Source organism: Streptomyces sp. NPDC051913 (assembly GCF_044593635.1).
Taxonomy (GTDB): Bacteria; Actinomycetota; Actinomycetes; order Streptomycetales; family Streptomycetaceae; genus Streptomyces.
This window is the reverse complement of sequence record NZ_JBIUCI010000014.1, coordinates 15432-34913: the sequence shown is the minus strand read 5'-3', so window position 1 is coordinate 34913 and position 19482 is coordinate 15432. Positions and strand designations below refer to the sequence as shown.

Annotated in this window: 18 protein-coding genes and 1 pseudogene; 8 read left to right on the top strand and 11 right to left on the bottom strand. The window is 68.9% G+C overall.

Annotation, left to right across the window (positions count from 1 at the left end; all coding sequences use genetic code 11):
• Positions 1–167: 167 nt before the first annotated feature.
• Together ACIHIX_RS34130 and ACIHIX_RS34125 are read left to right on the top strand one after the other, a co-directional pair.
• On the top strand, positions 168–938 hold the full coding sequence (locus tag ACIHIX_RS34130) for a hypothetical protein (RefSeq protein ID WP_399963058.1): 771 nt from the start codon (positions 168–170) through the stop codon (positions 936–938).
• A 483-nt stretch (positions 939–1421) separates the two neighbouring features.
• On the top strand, positions 1422–3578 hold the full coding sequence (locus ACIHIX_RS34125) for a hypothetical protein (protein ID WP_399963056.1): 2157 nt from the start codon (positions 1422–1424) through the stop codon (positions 3576–3578).
• A 182-nt stretch (positions 3579–3760) separates the two neighbouring features.
• Here ACIHIX_RS34125 and ACIHIX_RS34120 read toward each other — a convergent pair whose 3' ends face one another.
• The 3 genes from ACIHIX_RS34120 to ACIHIX_RS34110 all read right to left on the bottom strand — a co-directional run bounded on the left by ACIHIX_RS34120 (position 3761) and on the right by ACIHIX_RS34110 (position 6720).
• Entirely contained in the window at positions 3761–4273 is a 513-nt protein-coding gene (locus ACIHIX_RS34120; RefSeq protein ID WP_399963054.1) for a hypothetical protein, read from the bottom strand.
• A gap of 451 nt (positions 4274–4724) precedes the next feature.
• Positions 4725–5711 carry an aldo/keto reductase gene (locus ACIHIX_RS34115; RefSeq protein WP_399963052.1) on the bottom strand — a complete coding sequence of 329 codons (987 nt, stop codon included), beginning with the start codon at positions 5709–5711 and terminating at the stop codon, positions 4725–4727.
• A 118-nt stretch (positions 5712–5829) separates the two neighbouring features.
• Complete coding sequence (locus tag ACIHIX_RS34110) at positions 5830–6720, bottom strand: helix-turn-helix transcriptional regulator (RefSeq protein ID WP_399963050.1); 891 nt, start codon at positions 6718–6720, stop codon at positions 5830–5832.
• Between the two features lie 375 nt (positions 6721–7095).
• On the opposite strand from ACIHIX_RS34110, the gene ACIHIX_RS34105 reads away from it, so the two are divergent.
• Positions 7096–7503, top strand: a complete 408-nt coding sequence (locus ACIHIX_RS34105) for a cupin domain-containing protein (protein WP_399963048.1) — start codon at positions 7096–7098, stop codon at positions 7501–7503.
• 144 nt (positions 7504–7647) lie between these two features.
• Entirely contained in the window at positions 7648–7974 is a 327-nt protein-coding gene (locus tag ACIHIX_RS34100; RefSeq protein ID WP_399963046.1) for a carboxymuconolactone decarboxylase family protein, read from the top strand.
• A gap of 377 nt (positions 7975–8351) precedes the next feature.
• Here ACIHIX_RS34100 and ACIHIX_RS34095 read toward each other — a convergent pair whose 3' ends face one another.
• The 3 genes from ACIHIX_RS34095 to ACIHIX_RS34085 form a co-directional block, all read right to left on the bottom strand.
• Positions 8352–9137, bottom strand: a complete 786-nt coding sequence (locus ACIHIX_RS34095; RefSeq protein WP_399963044.1) for a class I SAM-dependent methyltransferase — start codon at positions 9135–9137, stop codon at positions 8352–8354.
• Between the two features lie 60 nt (positions 9138–9197).
• Positions 9198–9839, bottom strand: a complete 642-nt coding sequence (locus ACIHIX_RS34090) for a nucleotidyltransferase domain-containing protein (protein ID WP_399963042.1) — start codon at positions 9837–9839, stop codon at positions 9198–9200.
• Positions 9840–10304: 465 nt separating this feature from the next.
• Entirely contained in the window at positions 10305–12416 is a 2112-nt protein-coding gene (locus ACIHIX_RS34085; RefSeq protein WP_399963442.1) for a LamG-like jellyroll fold domain-containing protein, read from the bottom strand.
• A 502-nt stretch (positions 12417–12918) separates the two neighbouring features.
• On the opposite strand from ACIHIX_RS34085, the gene ACIHIX_RS34080 reads away from it, so the two are divergent.
• From ACIHIX_RS34080 to ACIHIX_RS34070, 3 genes are all read left to right on the top strand, one after another.
• Positions 12919–13782, top strand: a complete 864-nt coding sequence (locus tag ACIHIX_RS34080) for a hypothetical protein (protein ID WP_399963040.1) — start codon at positions 12919–12921, stop codon at positions 13780–13782.
• 59 nt (positions 13783–13841) lie between these two features.
• Entirely contained in the window at positions 13842–14219 is a 378-nt protein-coding gene (locus tag ACIHIX_RS34075; RefSeq protein WP_399963038.1) for a hypothetical protein, read from the top strand.
• A gap of 98 nt (positions 14220–14317) precedes the next feature.
• Positions 14318–14632: a hypothetical protein gene (locus tag ACIHIX_RS34070; protein ID WP_399963037.1), complete on the top strand. Its 315-nt coding sequence runs from the start codon at positions 14318–14320 to the stop codon at positions 14630–14632.
• 94 nt (positions 14633–14726) lie between these two features.
• On the opposite strand, the gene ACIHIX_RS34065 is transcribed toward ACIHIX_RS34070, so the two are convergent.
• Positions 14727–15725, bottom strand: a complete 999-nt coding sequence (locus tag ACIHIX_RS34065; protein ID WP_399963035.1) for an NADP-dependent oxidoreductase — start codon at positions 15723–15725, stop codon at positions 14727–14729.
• 122 nt (positions 15726–15847) lie between these two features.
• Between ACIHIX_RS34065 and ACIHIX_RS34060 the strand changes: the two genes are divergently transcribed.
• Positions 15848–16711 carry a LysR family transcriptional regulator gene (locus ACIHIX_RS34060; RefSeq protein WP_399963033.1) on the top strand — a complete coding sequence of 288 codons (864 nt, stop codon included), beginning with the start codon at positions 15848–15850 and terminating at the stop codon, positions 16709–16711.
• A gap of 393 nt (positions 16712–17104) precedes the next feature.
• On the opposite strand, the gene ACIHIX_RS34055 is transcribed toward ACIHIX_RS34060, so the two are convergent.
• From ACIHIX_RS34055 to ACIHIX_RS34040, 4 genes and pseudogenes are all read right to left on the bottom strand, one after another.
• Positions 17105–17869, bottom strand: coding sequence for a maleylpyruvate isomerase family mycothiol-dependent enzyme (locus ACIHIX_RS34055; RefSeq protein WP_399963030.1), 765 nt, complete (start codon positions 17867–17869; stop codon positions 17105–17107).
• Between the two features lie 190 nt (positions 17870–18059).
• A pseudogene (locus tag ACIHIX_RS34050) lies at positions 18060–18209 on the bottom strand (IS5/IS1182 family transposase); the annotation flags it as partial.
• A gap of 9 nt (positions 18210–18218) precedes the next feature.
• Positions 18219–18449, bottom strand: coding sequence for a hypothetical protein (locus ACIHIX_RS34045; protein ID WP_399963028.1), 231 nt, complete (start codon positions 18447–18449; stop codon positions 18219–18221).
• Positions 18450–18709: 260 nt separating this feature from the next.
• Positions 18710–19408 (bottom strand): SDR family NAD(P)-dependent oxidoreductase, encoded by a 699-nt coding sequence (locus tag ACIHIX_RS34040; protein WP_399963027.1) that lies wholly within the window; start codon positions 19406–19408, stop codon positions 18710–18712.
• Positions 19409–19482: the final 74 nt, after the last annotated feature.

Genomic DNA, 19482 nt, shown 5'->3' with positions numbered 1-19482 from the left:
TTCTTCAACCAGCCTATGAGCAGAAGACCTTGACCAGCGTGGGAACGACAGCAAAGGACGGCTCAGCAAGCCCCGCAGCCCTCGTACAGGCTGGCGAACAAGCGGGGAAAAGAGCTCAGGGACGGAAGATGCACAGACAGCAACCTGCGGACGCAGTGGACCGGGAGATGGCTGCCCGTCTCCTGCCCGACACCCTGGTACGGGCGCTGGGCCGTTGGTGGGACGAGAACGCGCGGATCTACGCTGATGGAACGCCTGGTGCGCACGCGGTCCGTTACACCCCCAGCCGCTGGGCACAGATCACTCCGTGGCCGTCGGCGCTGGCGGCTACCGCCTGCGAAGGTGATGCCGTGATCAGCAGGGCGGACGTGGCCTCAGCGGTCGCCGACGCGCTACCGCGTGAGGCATTCACAGAAGCGCTGGTCACGACATACGTGTGGGGTAAGGGCAAACGCGGCACTCCCGGCGGCAGTGGCCCGGCCACGCTGGCAAGGATCCTGGCCTACGACGGCCTCGACGCGGCGCTGACGCTCGCGGTCACAGCGCTGAGCGAGCAGGGCTCGCAGGCAGCCTATGCCGCGCTGTACCGGCAGGTTCCCTGGCTCGGGCCGTCCTTCTTCACCAAGTTCCTGTACTTCACCGGGCTCGCGCGACCGCCCGGGCAGGGCCCCACACCGCTGATCCTCGACCGTGTCCTGTCCCGGCGACTGAAGGCGCTGGCCGCCGAGACCGGCCAAGCCAGCGGCCACGACCCAGACGGCGCTATTGCCGCCTGGGTCTGGTCGGACGGCAATTGGTCACCGCACCGCTACGGCGTCTACCTCTCCTTCCTCCACGCCGCCTCCCACCGGCTGGCCGCAGGTGACGCCTGGCCCACACATGCGCGTCCCGACCTGCTCGAATGCGCGCTCTTCAACACCACAGGGACGATCAGCTGACAACACGACAAGACGCCAGCAGCTCGATCCCGGCGTGACTGTCCCAGTGCCACATCCCCGGGGCGACGGCTGCTCACCTCACTGCCCCGTCGGCCGTAGCGACGTGAACTGACTGGATGTATGTGCGGACATCATTTGATGTACCAACCCATTGGCGACACTTGCAGAATCTGCCGTAATGGCCGTATGCCGGAACCTCAGGAAGGCCGCCCGCAACGGCCCCGCCGCCTCTCAGGCGTGGTGCTGTTCATCCTGAGCATGTGGAACGCCGCTTCGCCCGCCCTGTTGCTCATCACATTCCCGTCACTCATCGCGATCGCCCTCCGACAGGAAACGTCACCGCGCTACCTGATCCCGCTGATGGTTCTCGCGCCCGTGAGCCTCGTCCTGGCGGTCAGAACGCAACGGCAACTCGGCACGAGCGTCACTTCCCGCCTACTGGCTGGGCTGAGCGATCAGCGACCCACCGGAGACGGTGACTACGTGCTCTACCTGCGGTCCTTCTTCGTCGACAATGCCCTGGCGCGACCAGACCCCGCCGGGGGCGCGCACTTCCTCACCTCGCTGGTCAGCTCCTTCGGATACCGGGACCCCAGCCTCCTCGACGACACCTGGGAAAGCCGTCTGGCCCAACTCCTCCGCCGTTTCGGTCCTGTGGTCGCCGTGGGACGCCCCGGTGAGCCGCTGCCGCTGCCCGGAGCCCGCCGTTTCTACCTGCCTCCAGAAGGCGACGAGTGGCAACAGGACGTCGGCCGCGCCATCGGCCGCGCCCGCCTGGCTGCCGTCGTCGCCGCTGTCGGGGAGGGTTCCGCACACTCACGGGGCACCCTCTGGGAGTACTGCGAATCCGTACGGCAACTACCACCCTCGCGCGTCCTGCTGATCGCCTGTGGCGGACGCGACGCCTACGAGCGTTTCCGCGCCAGCGCCGTCGAGTACTTCGCCGATCGCGCCGTCGAGTTGGCCGCGTGCGGCAAGACGCTGCCCCCGCCGCCGGTACTCCCCGACTGGCCCGAGCCCCAACGCCCGCGGAAGGTCAGGAGCGGCTTTCCGCTGCACGGTGTCGTGCGCTTCCGCTCCGACTGGACCGCGGAGTTCGTGCACTTCGACCCGACCGGGCAGCGCGGCCCCACGCCGTACGCACGCTGGCGCAAGACGCTGCGCACACAGGTCGATCCGTGGCTGGACGCGTTCGAGCAGGACCTGCCGGGTTCCACGGTCGAACCGGCGAGGATCCGCTATCACTGGCATCTCAAGCTGCCTGCCGCCTTGGTCGTCGGCTTGATCACGGTTCTCCTGGTTGTGCGCTGGAACGACATCGCCCTTTCTCAGAAGTGTGCCGTGCTTCTCCTGCTGGCCTCCATCTTCACCGGACTGGGCAGAGGGTCCGCCAGTGTTCGGGGCATGAGCCGCGACGCCGTGCAGGTCCGCTCACAGCGCGACGATCGCGTGCAGGACGATGCCCCGGCGTCCAACGACCCGGTCATCGACGCCGTCGCGGACTCGTATGTCGCCACCGAGTCCGTCGTACGTTGGCCCGGCGGCCGGGGTCTGGGCCTCCTTGTCCTCAGGTGGTACCGCGACACACATATGCGCTACGTCGACGCGCCGTCCCGCCCCTTCTACCGTGCCCTGACGGCGACCAGAGAGTTGGAGCCCTTCCGCACAACACGTGTGTGGCCGGCGGGATTCGTGCTGCGCACAAGGATGCTGGCGGTCGTGCAGACCGACCGAGACATCGACATGACAAGCAGGCGTTTCGGACTGCGCTGGCTCGTGCGACTGGCAGGGTTGCTGGGCACTGTCATCGGGACGACGGTCGGTCTGTTCCGTGTGCGGTCCGGCGGCCAGATGCTCGCCGTGGCAGCGATCGGCGCACTCACGGCGTACTGGTGCTGGTTCCGGTCGCGTCAAGACCACTACCGCATGCGGCAGTTACGACTGCAACCCGCTGTTCCGCGAGACCTCGCCCGCGAACCCTGCGTGCTCTACCTCCGCCCGCACCCTGACGACCCCGTCCCCCAGTCCGCATGGCACGGCCCTCTGGACACCGACCTGAACACGGTGTTCGACGCCCCCGCGCTGTTCCGCGTCGGCCACATCACGGACCTGACGCCGCCACCCCCACAACTGGCCCGACTGCCGCTGCCTCCGCAGAATTGGAAACGCACACTCACCACCGCGCTGCCACACTGCCATCTGGTCATCATTCCCACCATCGGCACAGCTCCGGAAACCCTCTGGCAGCTGACCGAGACCATACGTCTCCTCCCGCCGTCCCGGGTGCTGCTGCTTCTCCCGTCCGGAGCCGACTGCGCCGAGGAGTACGCCCGTTTCCGGCAGGCCGCCGTCGAAGCGTTCGCGGAACGCGCGTCCACGGCCCCCGACGACGAGCGCCCGTACGCCTCTTCTTCATGGCTGCCCACCGCACCGCCGCAGGTCTCGCCCGGCCCGGGCACCACGGCCCTGCGAGGCGTGATCCACTTCGACAGCTCCTGGCAGCCGAAGGTAGTGACCTTTCCCGTCGTGGACACATCGTCCGGAGCTGCTTCCCGTGGAGAGTCCCGCCACGCACAGCTCCTACGCATCCGGGCGCAGTTACAACCCCTCCTCCCAGATCTCCCGTCCGGACAGAACTGAAGTGCCGCTCGTCGTAGGGGGCGTGTGTGGCTCTGGAGGGGCGCAGTGGGAGTTCCCGCTGCGCCCGCGCCCCAGTCGGCAGCCCCAAAAGGGGAACTCCGGAGCTCCCCTCGGGCTCCCGGAAGATCCCCGCTCAAGTGTCGGGAAGGCTTGCGACAGGTCCTGTTACCGGGATTCGGGGACTACCACCAGGGCGTGCAGGTGATGCCGCTCTGCGGGGAGGCACTGGTGACCCGCGCGCAGACGCGGAAGGCCCGACTCGCCGAGTTACTGGTCGGGTAGGCCGGCGTCGTGATCCTGGCGCCGCTCGCGGAGGTAGTGAACGGACCGCACTGGATCCACGAGTTCTTGCCGTCGTTGGTGACATCCATCCAGACCATTCCGATGGCACCGGCGCCCCACAAACTGGAGCTCGTGCTCAGAACACCCCACCCCATCTGTCGGCCTCCGACAGTGCCGGTGTGCATCTCGTACGAGGCAACGGCCCACGGCCTGCCGCCGAATTCGGCTATGACTGCCCCCGCACCCGCCACACCGCGGCCGCTGAGACTGTCCGGAATGTCGGTGAAGCCGTTCACGCCTCCCGCGCAGTCCGACGCCGCCGCCTGAGCCGTCCCGGAAGAACCAGCCACGAGCCCTGCCCCGAGCACGAGGGCGGTTGCTCCTACACCGAAAATCCGGCGGATACTGCGCATGTCTTCTCCTTTGTCGAGTCCAGCACCCCTTCACACTCCGACAGCAGCGGCACAGGTTGCCCTTCCGTCTCAGAAGGACAGAAGAGTTCTGCAGGGCAGGGCCCGCCAGCGAACTGACGGGCCCTCATAATGTCGAGCCACTGATGTGTGCCCCAGCATGGGAAGAGGAGCTGGGCCAGTGGTCCAGCCCGCCTCCGTCCAGCACCTGAACTGGCAATGGCCCTCTAGAAGCCCCCGGTGCCACCGCAGCAGGCGACGGTCTGGGTCTGGTCGGCGCCGGCGAGCGGTACTACCGCGAGCACCGCCGCCAGGGCCACGAACACACCGAGCACGGCTTTACGCACTGTCTCCTCCTGAGAGATGTCGAATCCGATATCCCCTCACACTCCGACAGCGGCAGCCCAGGTTGCATGCCTCCAGCGTTTACCTGCACTGCTGGGACGTGGCCCGTTCACCGGTCGACCAGGTTCATGTGCATCTCGTTGTAGCGGTCGCCATGGACGCCGATGCGGGCCGCCAGCGCGTCCAGATCCGCCCGCTCGTCGGCGGCCAGGGCGAGCTGGGTGGCGGCGGCGTTCTCCGCCACCCGTGCGATGCGGCGTGTGCCGGGGATCGGCACGATCGACGGATGCTGGGCGAGCAGCCAGGCCAGGGCCACCTGTCCGGGGGTGGCGTCCTTCGCGTGGGCCAGGGCGGTGACGTGGTCGATCAGCGCCTGGTTGGCGGCGAGGTTGTCCTGGTCGAACCTGGGGATGGTGGTGCGGATGTCGTCGTTGGTGAACGCGGTCGTGGTGTCGACGGTGCCGGTGAGGAAGCCCTTGCCGAGCGGGCTGAAGGGGACGAATCCGATGCCGAGTTCAGCGAGCGTGGGCAGGACTTCGGGTTCGGGGTCGCGGGTCCACAGCGAGTACTCGCTCTGGACGGCCGTCACGGGGTGGACGGCGTGCGCACGGCGGATCGTCGCGGCCCCCGACTCCGACAGGCCGAAGTGCCGCACCTTGCCGGCCTGTACGAGCTCCGCGACGGTGCCCGCGACGTCCTCGATCGGCACGTCGGGGTCGACCCGGTGCTGGTAGAAGACGTCGATCGTGTCCGTGCGCAGCCGGCGCAGCGAGGCGTCGGCCACCCGCTTGATCTGCTCGGGCCGGCTGTCGAGACCGACGGACTTGCCGTCTTCGATGCGCCAGCCGAACTTGGTCGCGATGACGACCCGCTCGCGCAGCGGGGCGAGGGCCTCGCCGACGAGTTCTTCGTTGGCGTAGGGGCCGTAGACCTCGGCAGTGTCGAAGAAGGTGACGCCGCGGTCGACGGCACCACGGATCACGGCGATCATGTCCTGTCGGCTGCCGGGATTCGGGCCGTAGCTCTGGGACATTCCCATACAGCCCAGGCCGATCGCCGAAACCTCAAGGCCCTGGCCGAGGATACGGGTGTGCATGGTGATGTCTCCCTGCGGTGATCGGGATCAGGTGATGGGGACCATGTGCTGCGGTTCAGGCGATGGGGGTCAGGCGATGGGGGTCAGGTGGCCGGGGCACGGTTCAGTGGCTGCCGGTTCAGTGGCTGGTGCTGCGGTCCGGGTCCGCGGGCGCGGTGGCGTCTTCGGTGGCGGCCCAGGCGGCCAACAGCCTCAACGCGTCGTGATCCGGGGTGTGGGGTCCGGTGCTGTACGCGGTCAGGGTCCGGCCGGGTTGTGCGGGCAGCTCCATGGCGTCGAAGTCGAGGGTGATCTCACCGACGACCGGGTGACGGAAGCCCTTGCGGCCGGTGTGGTGCAGGCGCACGTTGTGCTTGGCCCACGCGGTGCGGAACTCCTCGCTGCGGGTGACCAGTTCACCGATCAGCCCGGTCAGGTCGCTGTCGCCGGGCGCTCGTCCGGCCTCGGTGCGCAGCAGGGAGACGGTCGTGTTCACGGACTGCTCCCAGTCGGGGAAGAAGTCCCGGCCGTGCGGGTCCAGGAACTGGAAGCGGGCGATGTTCACCGGGAGTGACGCTCCCCCGGCGAACAGCGGTGAGTACAGGGCACGGCCGAGGCGGTTGACAGCGAGGATGTCGAGGCGGCCGTTGCGGATGAAGGCCGGGGAGTCGGCCATTGAGTCGAGAATGCGCAGGACGCTGTCGGGGAGCGGGCCGCGGGTGCGTCTGGTGCGGCGGGCGGGGCGTCGGGCGACGGTGCGGGCGAGGTCGTAGAGATGGGCGCGTTCCGCCTCGTCGAGTTGCAGCGCACCCGCGACGGCGTCGAGGACTTCCTCCGAGGCTCCGGCGAGATGGCCGCGCTCCAGGCGGACGTAGTAGTCGATGCTGACGCCGGCGAGCATCGCGACTTCCTCACGGCGCAGCCCGGGCACGCGCCGGTTGCCGCCGTAGGCGGGCAGACCGGCCTGCTGCGGGGTGATCTTGGCGCGGCGGGAGGCCAGGAACTCGCGGATGTCGCTCTCGGTGCTCACGCCTTCCAGGCTAGGCGGGGCGCCGCGGCTGTGGGGGGCTCTGTCAGTACCTGGCAGGCCAGGCCCTCCCTCGCGCCTTTGGACTGGAGTTTCCTGGTGGTGAGGGCGTCGGCGGTGCCCATCGGGCCCCCGAGGATCGGGCCTGTGCCGGATACCTGGACAACACTTCCGGATACAGACCGTGACGGCCCCACGTAAGTCACCCTTCGCGCGTTTGGAGTGCACCGCGTCGTGAGCGAGGTCTTCCCCAGCCAGCGTCGGCCGTGGTGCCGAAGCCGACATCGCCCGCCAGACCCCGGCCTCGCTCACGACGACGCCCTCTGACTCACCCCACCCGCCCGCCCCTCCACAGACGGAAGCAGAAGGAAAGCGCTCATGGAATTCGTCCAACAGCAGGACACCGTCAAGGCCCCCGCCGCCTGGTTCACCGGCGACGTCTGGTTCGACGTGATCTACGCGGGCCAGGAGCCGTCCCGGATGCGTGTCAACATGGTCCGCTTCTCTCCGGGCGCCCGCACCCACTGGCACTCCCACGCCCTGGGCCAGACCCTCCACATCGTTTCCGGCACGGCCCTGATCGGCACCCGCGACGGCACCGTCTTCGAGGCCCACCCCGGCCAGACCATCTCCTGTCCCCCGCACGAGGAGCACTGGCACGGTGCCGCCCCCGGTCGCTTCATGGAGCACATCGCCATGTGGGAGGGCAAGGGCGACGGCACGGACGAAACCACCTGGAGCGAGCCCGTCACCGACGCGCAGTACAACCGCCCCCGCAGTAACTGACGCATCGGCCCCGTAGCCCCCGGACCCCACGCCGGGCGGCAGCCCGCATACGCGGGCTCTGGTCCGCCACCCACGGCAGATCAGGGCGCTTCACGCATCTCCGACGACACCCGCACGGCCGGCAGGCCGAGACGAGGATTTCCCATGACCGACCAGCCCAAGCAGCTCGGCGGCGGACGCCGCATGCTCGGTGACTTCTCTCCCAAGCTCGCCGGACTGACCGACGACGTGCTGTTCGAGGACGTGTGGAACCGCACCGAGCTGGCCGCCCGCGACCGCAGCCTGATCACCGTCGCTGTCCTCATCGCGGGCGGTGACGCCGACCAGCTCGCCTTCCACCTCGGACGCGCCAAGGAGAACGGGGTCACCGAGGCCGAACTCGTCGAGGCGATCACCCACCTCGCCTTTTATGCCGGCTGGCCCAAGGCCATGACCGCGGTCATGGTCGCCAAGCAGGTCTTCTCGGACTGAGGCGAGGGCGTGAGGCTTCGAAGCCTCAGGCGGTTTCGGTGCCTCGCCGGGCATGAGCCAGCGGTCTCTGGCTCATGCCCGTCGTACCGAAGCCTGCGACGGTTTCCCGCGCAACTGGGCACCCCACAGTCGGCATCCCGGGCCGAAAGGTTCACACGGTCCTGAACGTCCGGTCGGAACGCCGGTCGTAACAGGGGCCGAGCCCGCTGCGGGGATCATCGATGCGCAGTCGGTGTGGGCTGCCGTAATGGCGCCGCCGCCACACGCGGCTACGACGGCGGGCGGGAGGTACCGGGTCGCGGGCGGCGCATCGTGACCGCGACACGCGTCGCGATGGTCGCAGGCGGCTGAGGAACGAGGGTGCCCAGAGCGAGCGCCTACACGAGGTCGCCAACGCAGCGACCATCGCGTGATGTGTCCGCGGGCTCAGCCCGACGGAACAACGCGGTCCACAGGAACGGCACTCCGAAGAGTGCCGACTCGGGCGGCTCCTCCCGCATCCGGCGCAGTTCGACCTCTGACAGGTCAGAGAACACCCAGCGCAGCGATTCGGGGGTGTAAGCCAGGCCACCGTGCAGTTCGCGCTCACGGTAGAAGTCCGCGTCGGCGAGTTCCGAGCCCGTTCCCCCCTCGCCGGCAGCGAAGCTGGTCAGGGCGAGATGGCCGCCGGGGGCCAGGACACGGTCGAGGAGACTGAGGAAGCTGACCCGGCGGTGCGGCGGCAGGTGGTGGAAGCATCCTGAGTCGACCACCAGGTCGTACGGGCCGCTCAGCTCGGTTGCGGAGAGAGCGAATGCATCACCGCACTGGAAGCGGACCTCGACGCCGACCTCGCGAGCCCGGTCCTCTCCCCACGCGACGGCCACCGGAGAGAGGTCGACCGCGTCCACCTGGAAACCGCGCGAGGCGAGGAAGAGACCATTGCGGCCCGCCCCGCAGCCCAGGTCCAGGGCCCGGCCGGGACCAATCAGCCCCTCGTCGAGATAGGCGGCCAGGTTCTCATCGAGCTGCGCCACGAAGAACGGGACCGGCCTTGACCGGTCGGCGTAGAAGCGGTCCCAGAAGTCCCCCTGACAAGGCGCTGCCCCGGATCTGCTGAGCCGGACGGCGCTGTCCGGCCCGGCTTCAGCCCCCCGCCTTGATCGGCTTTCACATGTCCGCATGCGCGCAGACTGACGTCCTCGGAAAGCCAGCGACAGTGACGCGAGCGCAACAGGAGCCAGCTATAGATCCGCAGTCCAGGGATGCTTCGGGTGTACGAGGTCGAGTAGCTCGGCCAGGGTCTCGCGCTGAGCTGGGGACATGTGAGGGAGGGTCGCGTCGAAGTCTGATCGATCTTTTCGGCGAGCGTGTTTGGCCTTGAACAGCAGGACCAGTTCGGGCGCCAGATACGGGATGCCATCTTGGGTGTGGTGGATGATGTCGCTGTAGGGCAGCCGGATCTTCTCATCGCGGCGACAGATCCAGGTGTCGCCGTCATGCGGTTCGCGGAATACGTCGAGCAGGTAGTTTCCGGTGCCCGGATCGCGAACCCATGTCTGGTGCACTGCAGCCAACACCTCCGGTGTAGCGACCTCCCAGACCCGGCCGCTGCCAACAGCGTCGAAGACGTATCCCGGAAAACGGTGGCGGATCTCGGAAAAGCCCGCGGCCGGAACCCCGATTTCGATGTCCCCATGAGCGCGCGTCTGCCTGCCGCGGAACAGGTCCAGCGCCCAGCCCGCGGCTACGTACCAGGGTGTGCCGACCCCGGCCAGGCGCTGCGCGACCTCACTCGGGGTCCAGCATGAGGACCACCTGGCGTCGAGGGCCTCGATCTCGCCGGGTGACAGTTCGGTGCCGCCACTGGGCAGTTGCTCGCTCACCCCAGGAATCTATCAGCGGCCTCGAAGGGAGCCCCAGCCCACGATCGGTGAAGCAGGTCAGCGGAACCTGGGGCCGTAGACGGCGCATGCCCCCAACCCGTGCGCGATACCGCCCGGAACACCGGCCAACGCGCGTGTTCCAGTTTCCGAGGGGCCGAGATTCTGCGAACCTGCGCGCTTCCGCGTTCGACGTACTGCGCCTGGCCGGCACCGTCACCACCGGCTGGCCGTACCAGCGAGGGCGAGAAGTCCTTGAATCCGTCTTCACCGCCCGACGGCTCACCGCATCCTCCGGGGACGAAAGCGACGTGACGCGGCCCCCCACCCGGTCTTGGCCCCCGCGTTGCAAGGCTGGGCGGGCTGGGCCGGCTGGGCGGGCTTCATCACGCGATGAGGGCGGTCGGCCGGCACCTGGTTCCAGCCCACCGCCCTGACAACGGGGTCGTTCGGGTCACTGTGCGTGCGTCAGCACAGGCAGGGGTTTGTCTCCCAACCCAGGCTCAAGACGTCATCGTCCCGCAGCGCACCCGCGTAGGCCTGCACCTCGTCCACGTCGCCGTGCAGGTACTCGCCCCATCCGTCGCCGACCGTGCCCCTGCCGATCTGCAGGGCACCAGAGCTGTGCCAGCCGTCGGGAAGGTCGGCGGTGGCCGTGGCGTTGGTGTATCCGTCGAGGTAGAGCTTGATGGTGTCGGTGGCGTCGTCGTAGACCACGGTGAGCCGGTGCCCTTGGCCCTCGCCGCCGTCGGCCCCCGTGATGTGGGAGACGACCTTCTCGGGCGCGCCGGCCTCGTCCCGTTCGGGCATCACCAGCTGCCAGCTGTAGGTGGGCGGGTCGTAGCGCACCTTGAAGGCGTCGGTGTGCTGGCCGGCCTGGGAGAGCACGGTCATCGGGTGGGCGGGGGCGGTGTCGGCGAGGCGGACGACGGCACCGACGGTGAAGCTGTCGCCCGTGTCCACGACGGGCCCTACGGCGGTGGCGTAGTCACCGTCGCCGTCCAGGGACAGGTGGCCGTCACCGACCAGTGGCGGCGGCACATAGGTGCAGTCCGGGTCGATCTCCGGGATGCAGGAGTTGTCCGAGCCGTGGTAGATCGAGGCGCCGCCGGCGAGGTGCAGCGGCGATCCGCCCGACTGCTCGGGGCTGGCGCCGTCCGTGGCGTTCGACAGCGACCAGTGACCGAGCAACGTCGGCTTGCGCCAGGCCAGTTCGCTCACCTCGCCCGGTACGACGACGCGGTCATGGACCCGTACGTCGCCGACGTCACCGTGCCAGCGGTCGCGGTAGCCCGTGGTGCCGCGCGTACGTCCGATCTGGAAGGCGCCGGCGGCCTCGGCGGGCGTCGCCGCCACCGCGTCCGTCACCTCGTGGCCGTTGACGTACAGGTGGGCCTTTCCGGTCTCGGCGTCGTACTGCCCCAGCAGGTGGGCCCACTCGCCGGTCTCCGGGGCGCCGCCGGACACGCGCGCCCCTCCTATGGCGAAGGACCACACGGGGCCGGAGTCCTTCGCGTGCAGCCCGAGGGTGAACCCGGGTCCTTTGTCCGTGTCCTGGCTGGCGACGGTCATGGTGCGGCCGGTCTCGGCGGGCCGTACCCAGGCGCTGACGGCGAACGTCTCGCGGAGGTCGGCGACCGGGGCGTCCGGGGTGAGGAAGCCGTGTCCGCTGCCGTCCAGGGCGACGGTGCCGGCGATGGCAGTGCCGGTGGGCGCCGGGCCGCCGAAGGTGGCGCCGCTGCCGGCGCGGGCGGGGGTACCCGGCTCTGCGGCGGCCGAACGGGATCCGACCGGGTCGTCCAGCTTCCAGCGGGCCGCGGGCGCCCGGCCGGACTGCACGTTGAAGTCGTACCGGGCCTGGGTGCTGCCGCGGCCGGACCGGTCGATGGCGCGGACCGTGAGGTACTTGGGCCCGGCGGTGAGCGGCAGGTAGGGGATGGTCACGGCGGCGCCGTGAGGTTCGGCGGTCACGGTTCCGTTGGGGCCGCCGAGGAAGCTGTAGGTGTACGACACGACGTCGTCGGAGGGCGAGTCGACGGTGAAGTGGCCGTAGACACCCACGCCGTCCACCCAGAACACCTCGTCGGGAGTGGGGTATTCGGTGGAGCTGATCGTGGGCTTCTCAGGGTTCGTGTCGTCGTAGATGAACGAGCAGACCGAGCCGTCGCCCTCATCGCTCCAAGGAGAGGTGGCGAGGCCGTCGTTGGCGCGCACGTGCCAGGAGATGGGGGTGTTCGCGGGAAGATCGCCCGGCATCGTCCAGTACTGGCGCATGCCCGAGGACAAGGTGATGGTGGTGTAGGAGCGGCGCTGGGCCGTGCCGTCCGCGTCCGTCCACCATGCCTCGAACTCACCGGAGAGCGGACTGGATTCGGAGGGCTGGTTGTCCTCCTCCGGGTCGTACAGTACGGCGCTCAGCCTGGGCGAAGTCGGGACGTACACGGTGTCGTCCCCCGTCGCGCAAGGCCTACTGCCCGACTGGAGATCCTCGACGAGCGGCTGCTTGGGCGGCAGGTTGTCCACGGCGTGCGCCGTGCCGACGAGGCTCGCCAGCAGCGCACCTGCCAACGCTCCCACCACCGCGGCTCTGTGCCTGCCGGTCTTCCTGGACAGCTTCAACTGGCCCTCCCCTGTGGGTGTTTGATCCTCGTGGATCACACGAGCCCACAGAAGCTAACAGCCGCCACCGACAGTTCCGAAAGGGTTTTCCCCCGCCCACGGCGTACGCGGTGCCGTGCGCATCAGTGTGAGCCGGATCAGTCGTAGCCGTGCTCGACGAATGCCCCCCAGGACGCGGGCGGTGCTGGGCGTCGCCGTGGTCATGGTCGTGGGGCCGGCATCAGTGCCGCGCTGAAGAAATGGTGCGCCGCCGGCCGGACTCCCCCGGCCTGGCGCACGCCCGGCACGCACGTGGCTGCCGGTGCTGCCCCGTCCCGTTCCCGTGTCGCCCCGCGCTTTGGGCCCGAAGCTCCTTTAGGCTCGCTTCGCCATATATGACCCTGGATCGGCGGAGGGCAGGACGTCGGGACTCAACCGTGAGCGGCTCATCAGAACGCTGACGTTCTGGCTGCGTCCTTCGTTTGTGCTGCGTGTCGTCAACCGGTTCCAGAAGATCGCGGGTTTCGACCGCTCGATGGCGCTGGCCTCCGGTGCACTGACCGCGCTGATCCCGCTGGCGGTGCTGAGCGGCGCCGTCTTCGGCGGTGAGACCGCAGACCGGATCATCAACCGCTACGGCCTCACCGGTGAAGGCGCTGAGGCCGTGCGGGCGGTGTTCTCCGCGGACGCCGCGAGTGCCGGCGTCGGAGTCTTCGGGACCGTGTTTCTGGCGATCTCGGTGCTGAGCTTCTCCCGGACCATGCAGAGGTTGTTCGAGCAGACCTGGGAACTGAAGCCGCTCGGGGTGCGCAACACACGCAATGGGCTGTGGTGGATCTGCGCTCTCAGCTTCTACACCGCGGTGATCGGGTGGCTCTACGTGGTCCTGGGCGGGGGGCGCCTGGGGCTGGCGGCCGCGGTGTGCGAGGTACCCGTCACCACCGCCTTCCTCACCTTCAGCGGCCGGCTCCTCTCCGCCAAGCGGCTCACCGCTGCGGCCCTGCTCCCGTTCGCCCTCTGCGCGGCCGCCTTGACCTCGGCCTATTCGGTGCTCGCGGCCGTCTATCTGCCGCGCCTCTTCAATTCCTACGCCTCGCGCTACGGTGCGGCCGGCTCGGTCTTCGGGATGGCCTCGGTCCTCTTCGGTGCCATGCTCGTCCTCGTCCTGTCGTCGGCACTGGGGCGGGAGGTACGAGACGAACTCGTCCGGATCCGGCAGGGCCGGCGCCCCTCCCAGGACGAGGTCCGACGCCAGTGGGACAGCATCGTCGAGCAGACCCGGTCGCGCTGGCGCACCGTACGCAAACAGTCTCCGCGCCATCCGTCCGAGGACTCCCACCGACGCTGAGGCCGCTTTGCCGACCGTCCCAGCCAACGGGCGGGTGCCCGCAGCCGCAAGTAGTGGCCATGGCTGCCCATGGGGCTGTGGCTCCCGACGTGCCCCTGGCCGCCGCGGCGGCATGGGCCAAGTCGCTGCAGCGGCGGGAGCAAATCAACGCCCGGGGCGCACGTGTCGCCTTCGCCGCCCAGGACGGCAACGAGCACGGCCTCGCCTCCAGGCACTCGATCGACGTGCCGTTCCCCGTCGGCAGCGCGGCCTGGAAGAAGGGCCCGGCAGCACACCGCCTGGCCCTGGAAGCCCGAGAGCGGGATCTGGCCGTCCATGGGGGGCCACCGGCGGGCCCCGTCATCAAGGCGCCAAGCAACCGGTGGACGCGCTGTGCTCCTGGACCGGCCCCCACTCCGCGCCCCGGCTTCTCAGCAGCACCCGTAAAGGCTCTCTGAAGGTGTGGGACCCCGACACCGGCATTTGCCTGGCCACACAGCACACCGGTGAGGAAGTGTCGGACCTGGCGGCCTTCCGACTCGTCGACGGACGGGAAGTGGCAGCCGTACTGAGTGAGAGCGGTGAGAGCGGTGAGAGCCTTCAGGTGTGGGATCCGACCACCGCCACCCGGATCGGCCCTGCGGTCGCCGGGGATTTCGAGCGGCCGGTGTGCCCGCTCAGGTCCACGGACGGCCGGGCGCTCCTCGCCGTCCATGGCAAAGCGGGCCTCCATCTCTTCGACACACGGACCATGACCCCGGTACGCCCACCCCTCAACCTTCCCTTCGACGTCTGGAGCACGGCCACGGTCGGTGAGCACATCGCGGTGGTTGCCGAAACCGGCATCGTGCTGCTCTCCCCTCCCAACTGACAAGGCCTACCGGCTCCTTCGGCCGCCGTCTCACGGCGGCGGTCCGGTCGCGCTGTGCGTCCGGCGACCGGGCCGAGCCCTCTGTCCTCGGCGATCACGAGGCCACCGTCAGCACGATCTTGCCCTGGATGTGGCCCTGCGCGGCTCGCATGTGTGCGCTGCCCGCTTCGGAAAGCGGGAAGATGCTGTCCACTCCGACCTGGAGCTTGCCCTCGTCGAACAGGCGCCCGATCTCGGCGAGCTGGGGGCCGTTGGAACGCACCTGAATGTTCGAGACGGTGATGCCAAGACGCGCCGTCTCTTCCGGATCGTACTGGGCGAAGAACACCGGAAGCATGGTGCCTCCGCGCTTGAGCACGGTCAGGAAGCGTGAACTGCCCGGGCCACCGACTGTGTCGATCACCAGGTCGACGCCGCTGACCACGTCCGCGGCCCTCGTCGTGGTGTAGTCGATGAACTCATCGGCGCCGAGCTTGCGCAGGAACTGCTCGTGCCGGCTGGAAGCCACCGCGATGACGTGTGCCCCCTTCCATCTCGCCAACTGCACCGCGAAGTGACCCACTCCACCAGCCGCCCCGTTGACCAGCACGGTCATCCCTGGCGTGATCGGCACCGGCTGGTGCGCCTGGCCGGTGAAAGGCGACGGCACATCATGGCCGAGATCAATCAGGTACTGCCAGGCCGTCAGCAGCGCCATCGGCGCACCGGCCGCCTGTACGTGGTCGATACCGGCCGGCTTGTGGGCCAGGTCCGAAGCAGGCGCGGCCACGTACTCGGCGTACGTCCGGCCGTTGAAGCCGGGGAACCGCAGCATGCCGAAGACCTCGTCACCGACGGCGAACCCGCGCACGTCCGGAGCGACCGCCTGCACCACCCCCGACATGTCCGTTCCGGGGATCAGGGGGAACTCCAGCACCGGCCTCATCTCGGCCGGCATGACCTTCATCCCCTCACGCAGGTACCAGTCCGGCGGGTTGATGCCCGCCGCGTGCACCCGGACGAGCACCTCGCCCGGGCCGATCTCAGGAACCGGCACCTCCTCGTACCGCAGAACTTCCGGCCCGCCTGCTTCGTGGAACTGGATCGCCTTCATCGCGCCTGTCGCTTTCTCGGGGAGACGTTGCTCCTTCAGTCAAGATCCAGGACGGCATGGACGTCCAAGACCGGTTCGGCAACCTCGCCATTCCGAAACGGCATGACACGTACGCTGCAAGGGTGAACGATCTCGGACAGGACCTGGAACTGCGGCTGGTGCGCTACTTCACCGTGGTGGCGGCGCACCAGCACTTCGGCCGGGCCGCCGCTGATCTGCACGTGGCCCAGCCGGCGCTGAGCCGCCAGATCCAGCGGCTCGAGAAGTACCTCGGCACACGATTGCTGGACCGCACGCCCCAGGGCACCCGGCTCACCCCGGCTGGTCAGACATTCCTCCCCCAAGCCCATGCCCTGCTGCAGGCCGCCCGCCAGGCCGAACTGGCCGTGCGTGAAGCAGCCCAGAGCGAACGAATCACCATCGGCTACGTCGAGGACCTGGTGATCACCGCCGCCGTACGAGAACTGCGCCACCGTCACCCGGACGCCGAGATCACCACCCGGTACCTGAGTTGCCGCGACGTCGGGGCGCTGCCTGACAGGCGCGTCGATGCCCTGATCGCGCGGGCTCCGCTGCCGTTCGTCCCCGACGACGTGTTCGCCACCCCGTTGTACGAGGAACCCCGGATGCTCGCGGTCCCCCTCAACCATCCCTGGGCCGATCGCGCGTCGGTGACCGCGCATGAACTGGCCGGCGAGACGCCGGCGCCGTGCGCGTTCAAGACCACGGACTGGACTTCCTACCGACTCCTCGGGGCTGACCTGCCGCCGGTCGAAAGCTACGAGGACAAACTCGAACTCGTGGCAAGTGGCCGAGCGATCGCCGTCCTACCGGTCGGCGATCGGCGCAGCTCACTGCGTCCCAACCTCGTCACCGTCCCGATCGAGGACGCTCCACCCAGCCAGGTCGTCCTGGTCAGCCGCAAGGGCGACCCGAACCCGATGATCAGAAATCTCCGGCTGGCCGCCGAAGCCGTCCTGACCTGACCACCCCACTTCGGGAACGAGGACCAGGCGGGGCAGGAGGCGGGGGCGGGACTTCGGAGCATGGTGGGTAGGGCGGCCCAGGCGGGCCCGAACCCGAGGCAGGCACGAGCCTGAGTGATCATGGAGTTCCTGACGCTCGGTGATCACTACCCGGCGAGCTCGCGTCTACGGTCCCAGCATGCCCTTCGCAACCACTGTGGGACGACCTCGGCGCTCTGCTGCCGTGCAGACCGGATACGCCTGGAGCCATCCGCTGGGCTGCCAGGGCGACGGGTTCCGGACCGGGCCGTCTTCGAGTACACCGTGCTCGCGCTGATCCACAATTCCGGCTACTCGGCGTGGACTTGCACCTCCGCCACCCGACGCCTCAAGAGATCCATCTGCCGGTCGGCCTCATCCCCAGTCCTGCAGTTGCTGGAGCAGGTCGGCGTCGCCCTCGATCCGCAGCGAGGCGGCTGGGATGCGCATGTACATGAGGAGGGCCATCTCGCTTGCCGTGCCGTGGATGGCGGCGGTGGGCTTGCTCTCGGCGGCCTCCGCAGCGGTGAGGCGGGTGAAGCGGGAACCGGCGGCGTCCACTGTCTGGCGCCAGGAGCCGGCCTCGGCTGCGTGGTAGTCCATGGCGGCGGGCTCGCCCGGCCATGGGACCGTGCCGGTGCAGACGGTGGCGAGGAACTCCTCGATGGCGTCGGTCGCCTCGGTCGTCGGCAGCTCCTGCGGCGTACCGGAGGCCAGTTGGGCGTCGTAGGTGTGGATCAGCGATTCCGGGACGCGGCGGCGGGCCACGGCGGCCACCGTGTGCGGCGAGGCCAGCGGCTCCCACCAGGCCCAGCAGCCCCGGTCCGGGCCAGCCACGCGCAGAGCGGTGAGCAGCTGCTCCGTCGAGTCGGCCAGCCAGGTTATGAGTGCCTCGCGCTCCCTGGGCGCCATCAGCCCGTCCTTGCTCGGCCGCTCGTCGCCCGGCGCGGTGTTCAGCACGATGTAGGCCCAGAAGCGGTCCCCCTCGCTGAGGTGGTTCGCCAGGTCGTACAGCGTCCAGCCTGGGCAGGAAGGGACGTCGGCGTCGAGGCTGGGGGCCGCGGCGACGGCGGCGCGGAACGCGGCGGAACGCTCGTCAATCATCCGCAACAGGGTGGGGAAGGAGAGAGGATCAGTCACGCGGACCTTGTATCACCCGTATCGGCACTCTCGCACTCGATTAAGAACGGCCAGCGTGTGGATCACTTGGGGTGCCGGGTGGTGGGGCAGCCGTCCCGGCCGTAGCGGCTCGTCGAGCGTCGGATGGGTATGCGGAACGCGAGGACAGTCGTGGCGAGACCGCGTCGTTCCTTCGGTACAGCGCCGGCGGCTCGCCGTAGCCGTTCATCCACGAGTGCGTCCGATCCACGGTCCGCCGCTTTCCAGCCTGGATCGGGGCGGGTACGCCCTTGCTGGCGATCTCAGCGGTGAGGCCCGACTCCCGTAGCAATGTAAGGGAGTTGTTGTTGTCGTAGTCCCGACGGATACCTCACTGCCCCAGGCCGATCATGCGGTCGTGCGCCTGGAGCGCGATGGCGTGGACGGCCTCGGAAATGCCTCGCCGGGCCACTCCTTGAACCGTCGGCCGATGGTGCGGGGAGCGCCCCACGGCGAACTCCGGCCGTGTGGGTAGGAGTTCGGTGAACTGGTTCCAGAGGGTTCGAGCCAGCAGGACGACAGCCCGGGCGCGGCTGTCCTTCGGATCACGGAGCGTAGACAACTCCATGCTCACGTGGGCCCGTGCCCGTTCTGCCGCCTGGGCCGACTTCGCCGGCACTTGGGTCGTCTGGCGTGGTGGGGGGCTTCAGAGTGGCCGCCCGGGGCCCAACGACCACTCGGTTGCTCAGCAGGAATTGCGGCACCGGCCGCCCACCGGTGGGCCGACTTCGGGGCCTGGTTCCGCAATGAGCGCGGGGAAGATCCAGTCGCGCTCTGTGCGGGCCGGTGGGACGTGGGCGGATCGCAGTCGGCCGCGGGTGGTCACGACCAGGCGATGTCGCCGTGGCGGGAGAGGAAGCGTCCGGTGCCGGCGCCGGGTCCTTCGGTGGCGAGGGTGACGATCGCGTCCGTGCCTTCGGTGACGGTCTGGGGACCGCTGTGGCCGTTGAGGTCGGTCGCGGTGTAGCCCGGGTCGGCGGCGTTGATGCGGATGTCCTTGAGCGACTTGGCGTACTGGGTGGTCAGCATCGTCAGCGCCGCCTTCGATGCGGTGTACAGGGGGGCTATGGCATGCGACTCGGGTCGGGAGGGGTCGTGGGTGAGGGCGAGAGAACCCATGCCGCTGCTGACGTTGACGATCACGGGATCGTCCGAGCTGCGCAGTAGCGGCAGGAAGGCGGTGGTGGTGCGGATGACACCGATGAGGTTGACGTCGAGGACGGCGTGGGCGTCGGCGGCGGTGAGGTCGCTGGGGTCGCCGGCGGGTCCGTGGACGCCGGCGTTGTTGATCAGGACATCGATCCTGCCCTCGTGTGCGGCGACGTCCGCGGCCGCAGCGGTCACAGACGCGTCGTCGGTGACGTCGATAAGGACATGACGGGCGCCGAGTGCGGCGGCGGCTTCCTCGCCCTGCGCACGGTCACGGGCGCCGAGGAGGACGGTGTGGCCGGCCTCGATCAGGCGGCGGGCGGTCTCGCGGCCGAGCCCCTTGTTCGCTCCGGTGATGAAGGTGATCGTCATGCCTTCGATGATGCTTCTGATGAGGCACGGGCAACAGAGACGCCTCGACGGTAGGAAGAGCCGTACCACCTTGG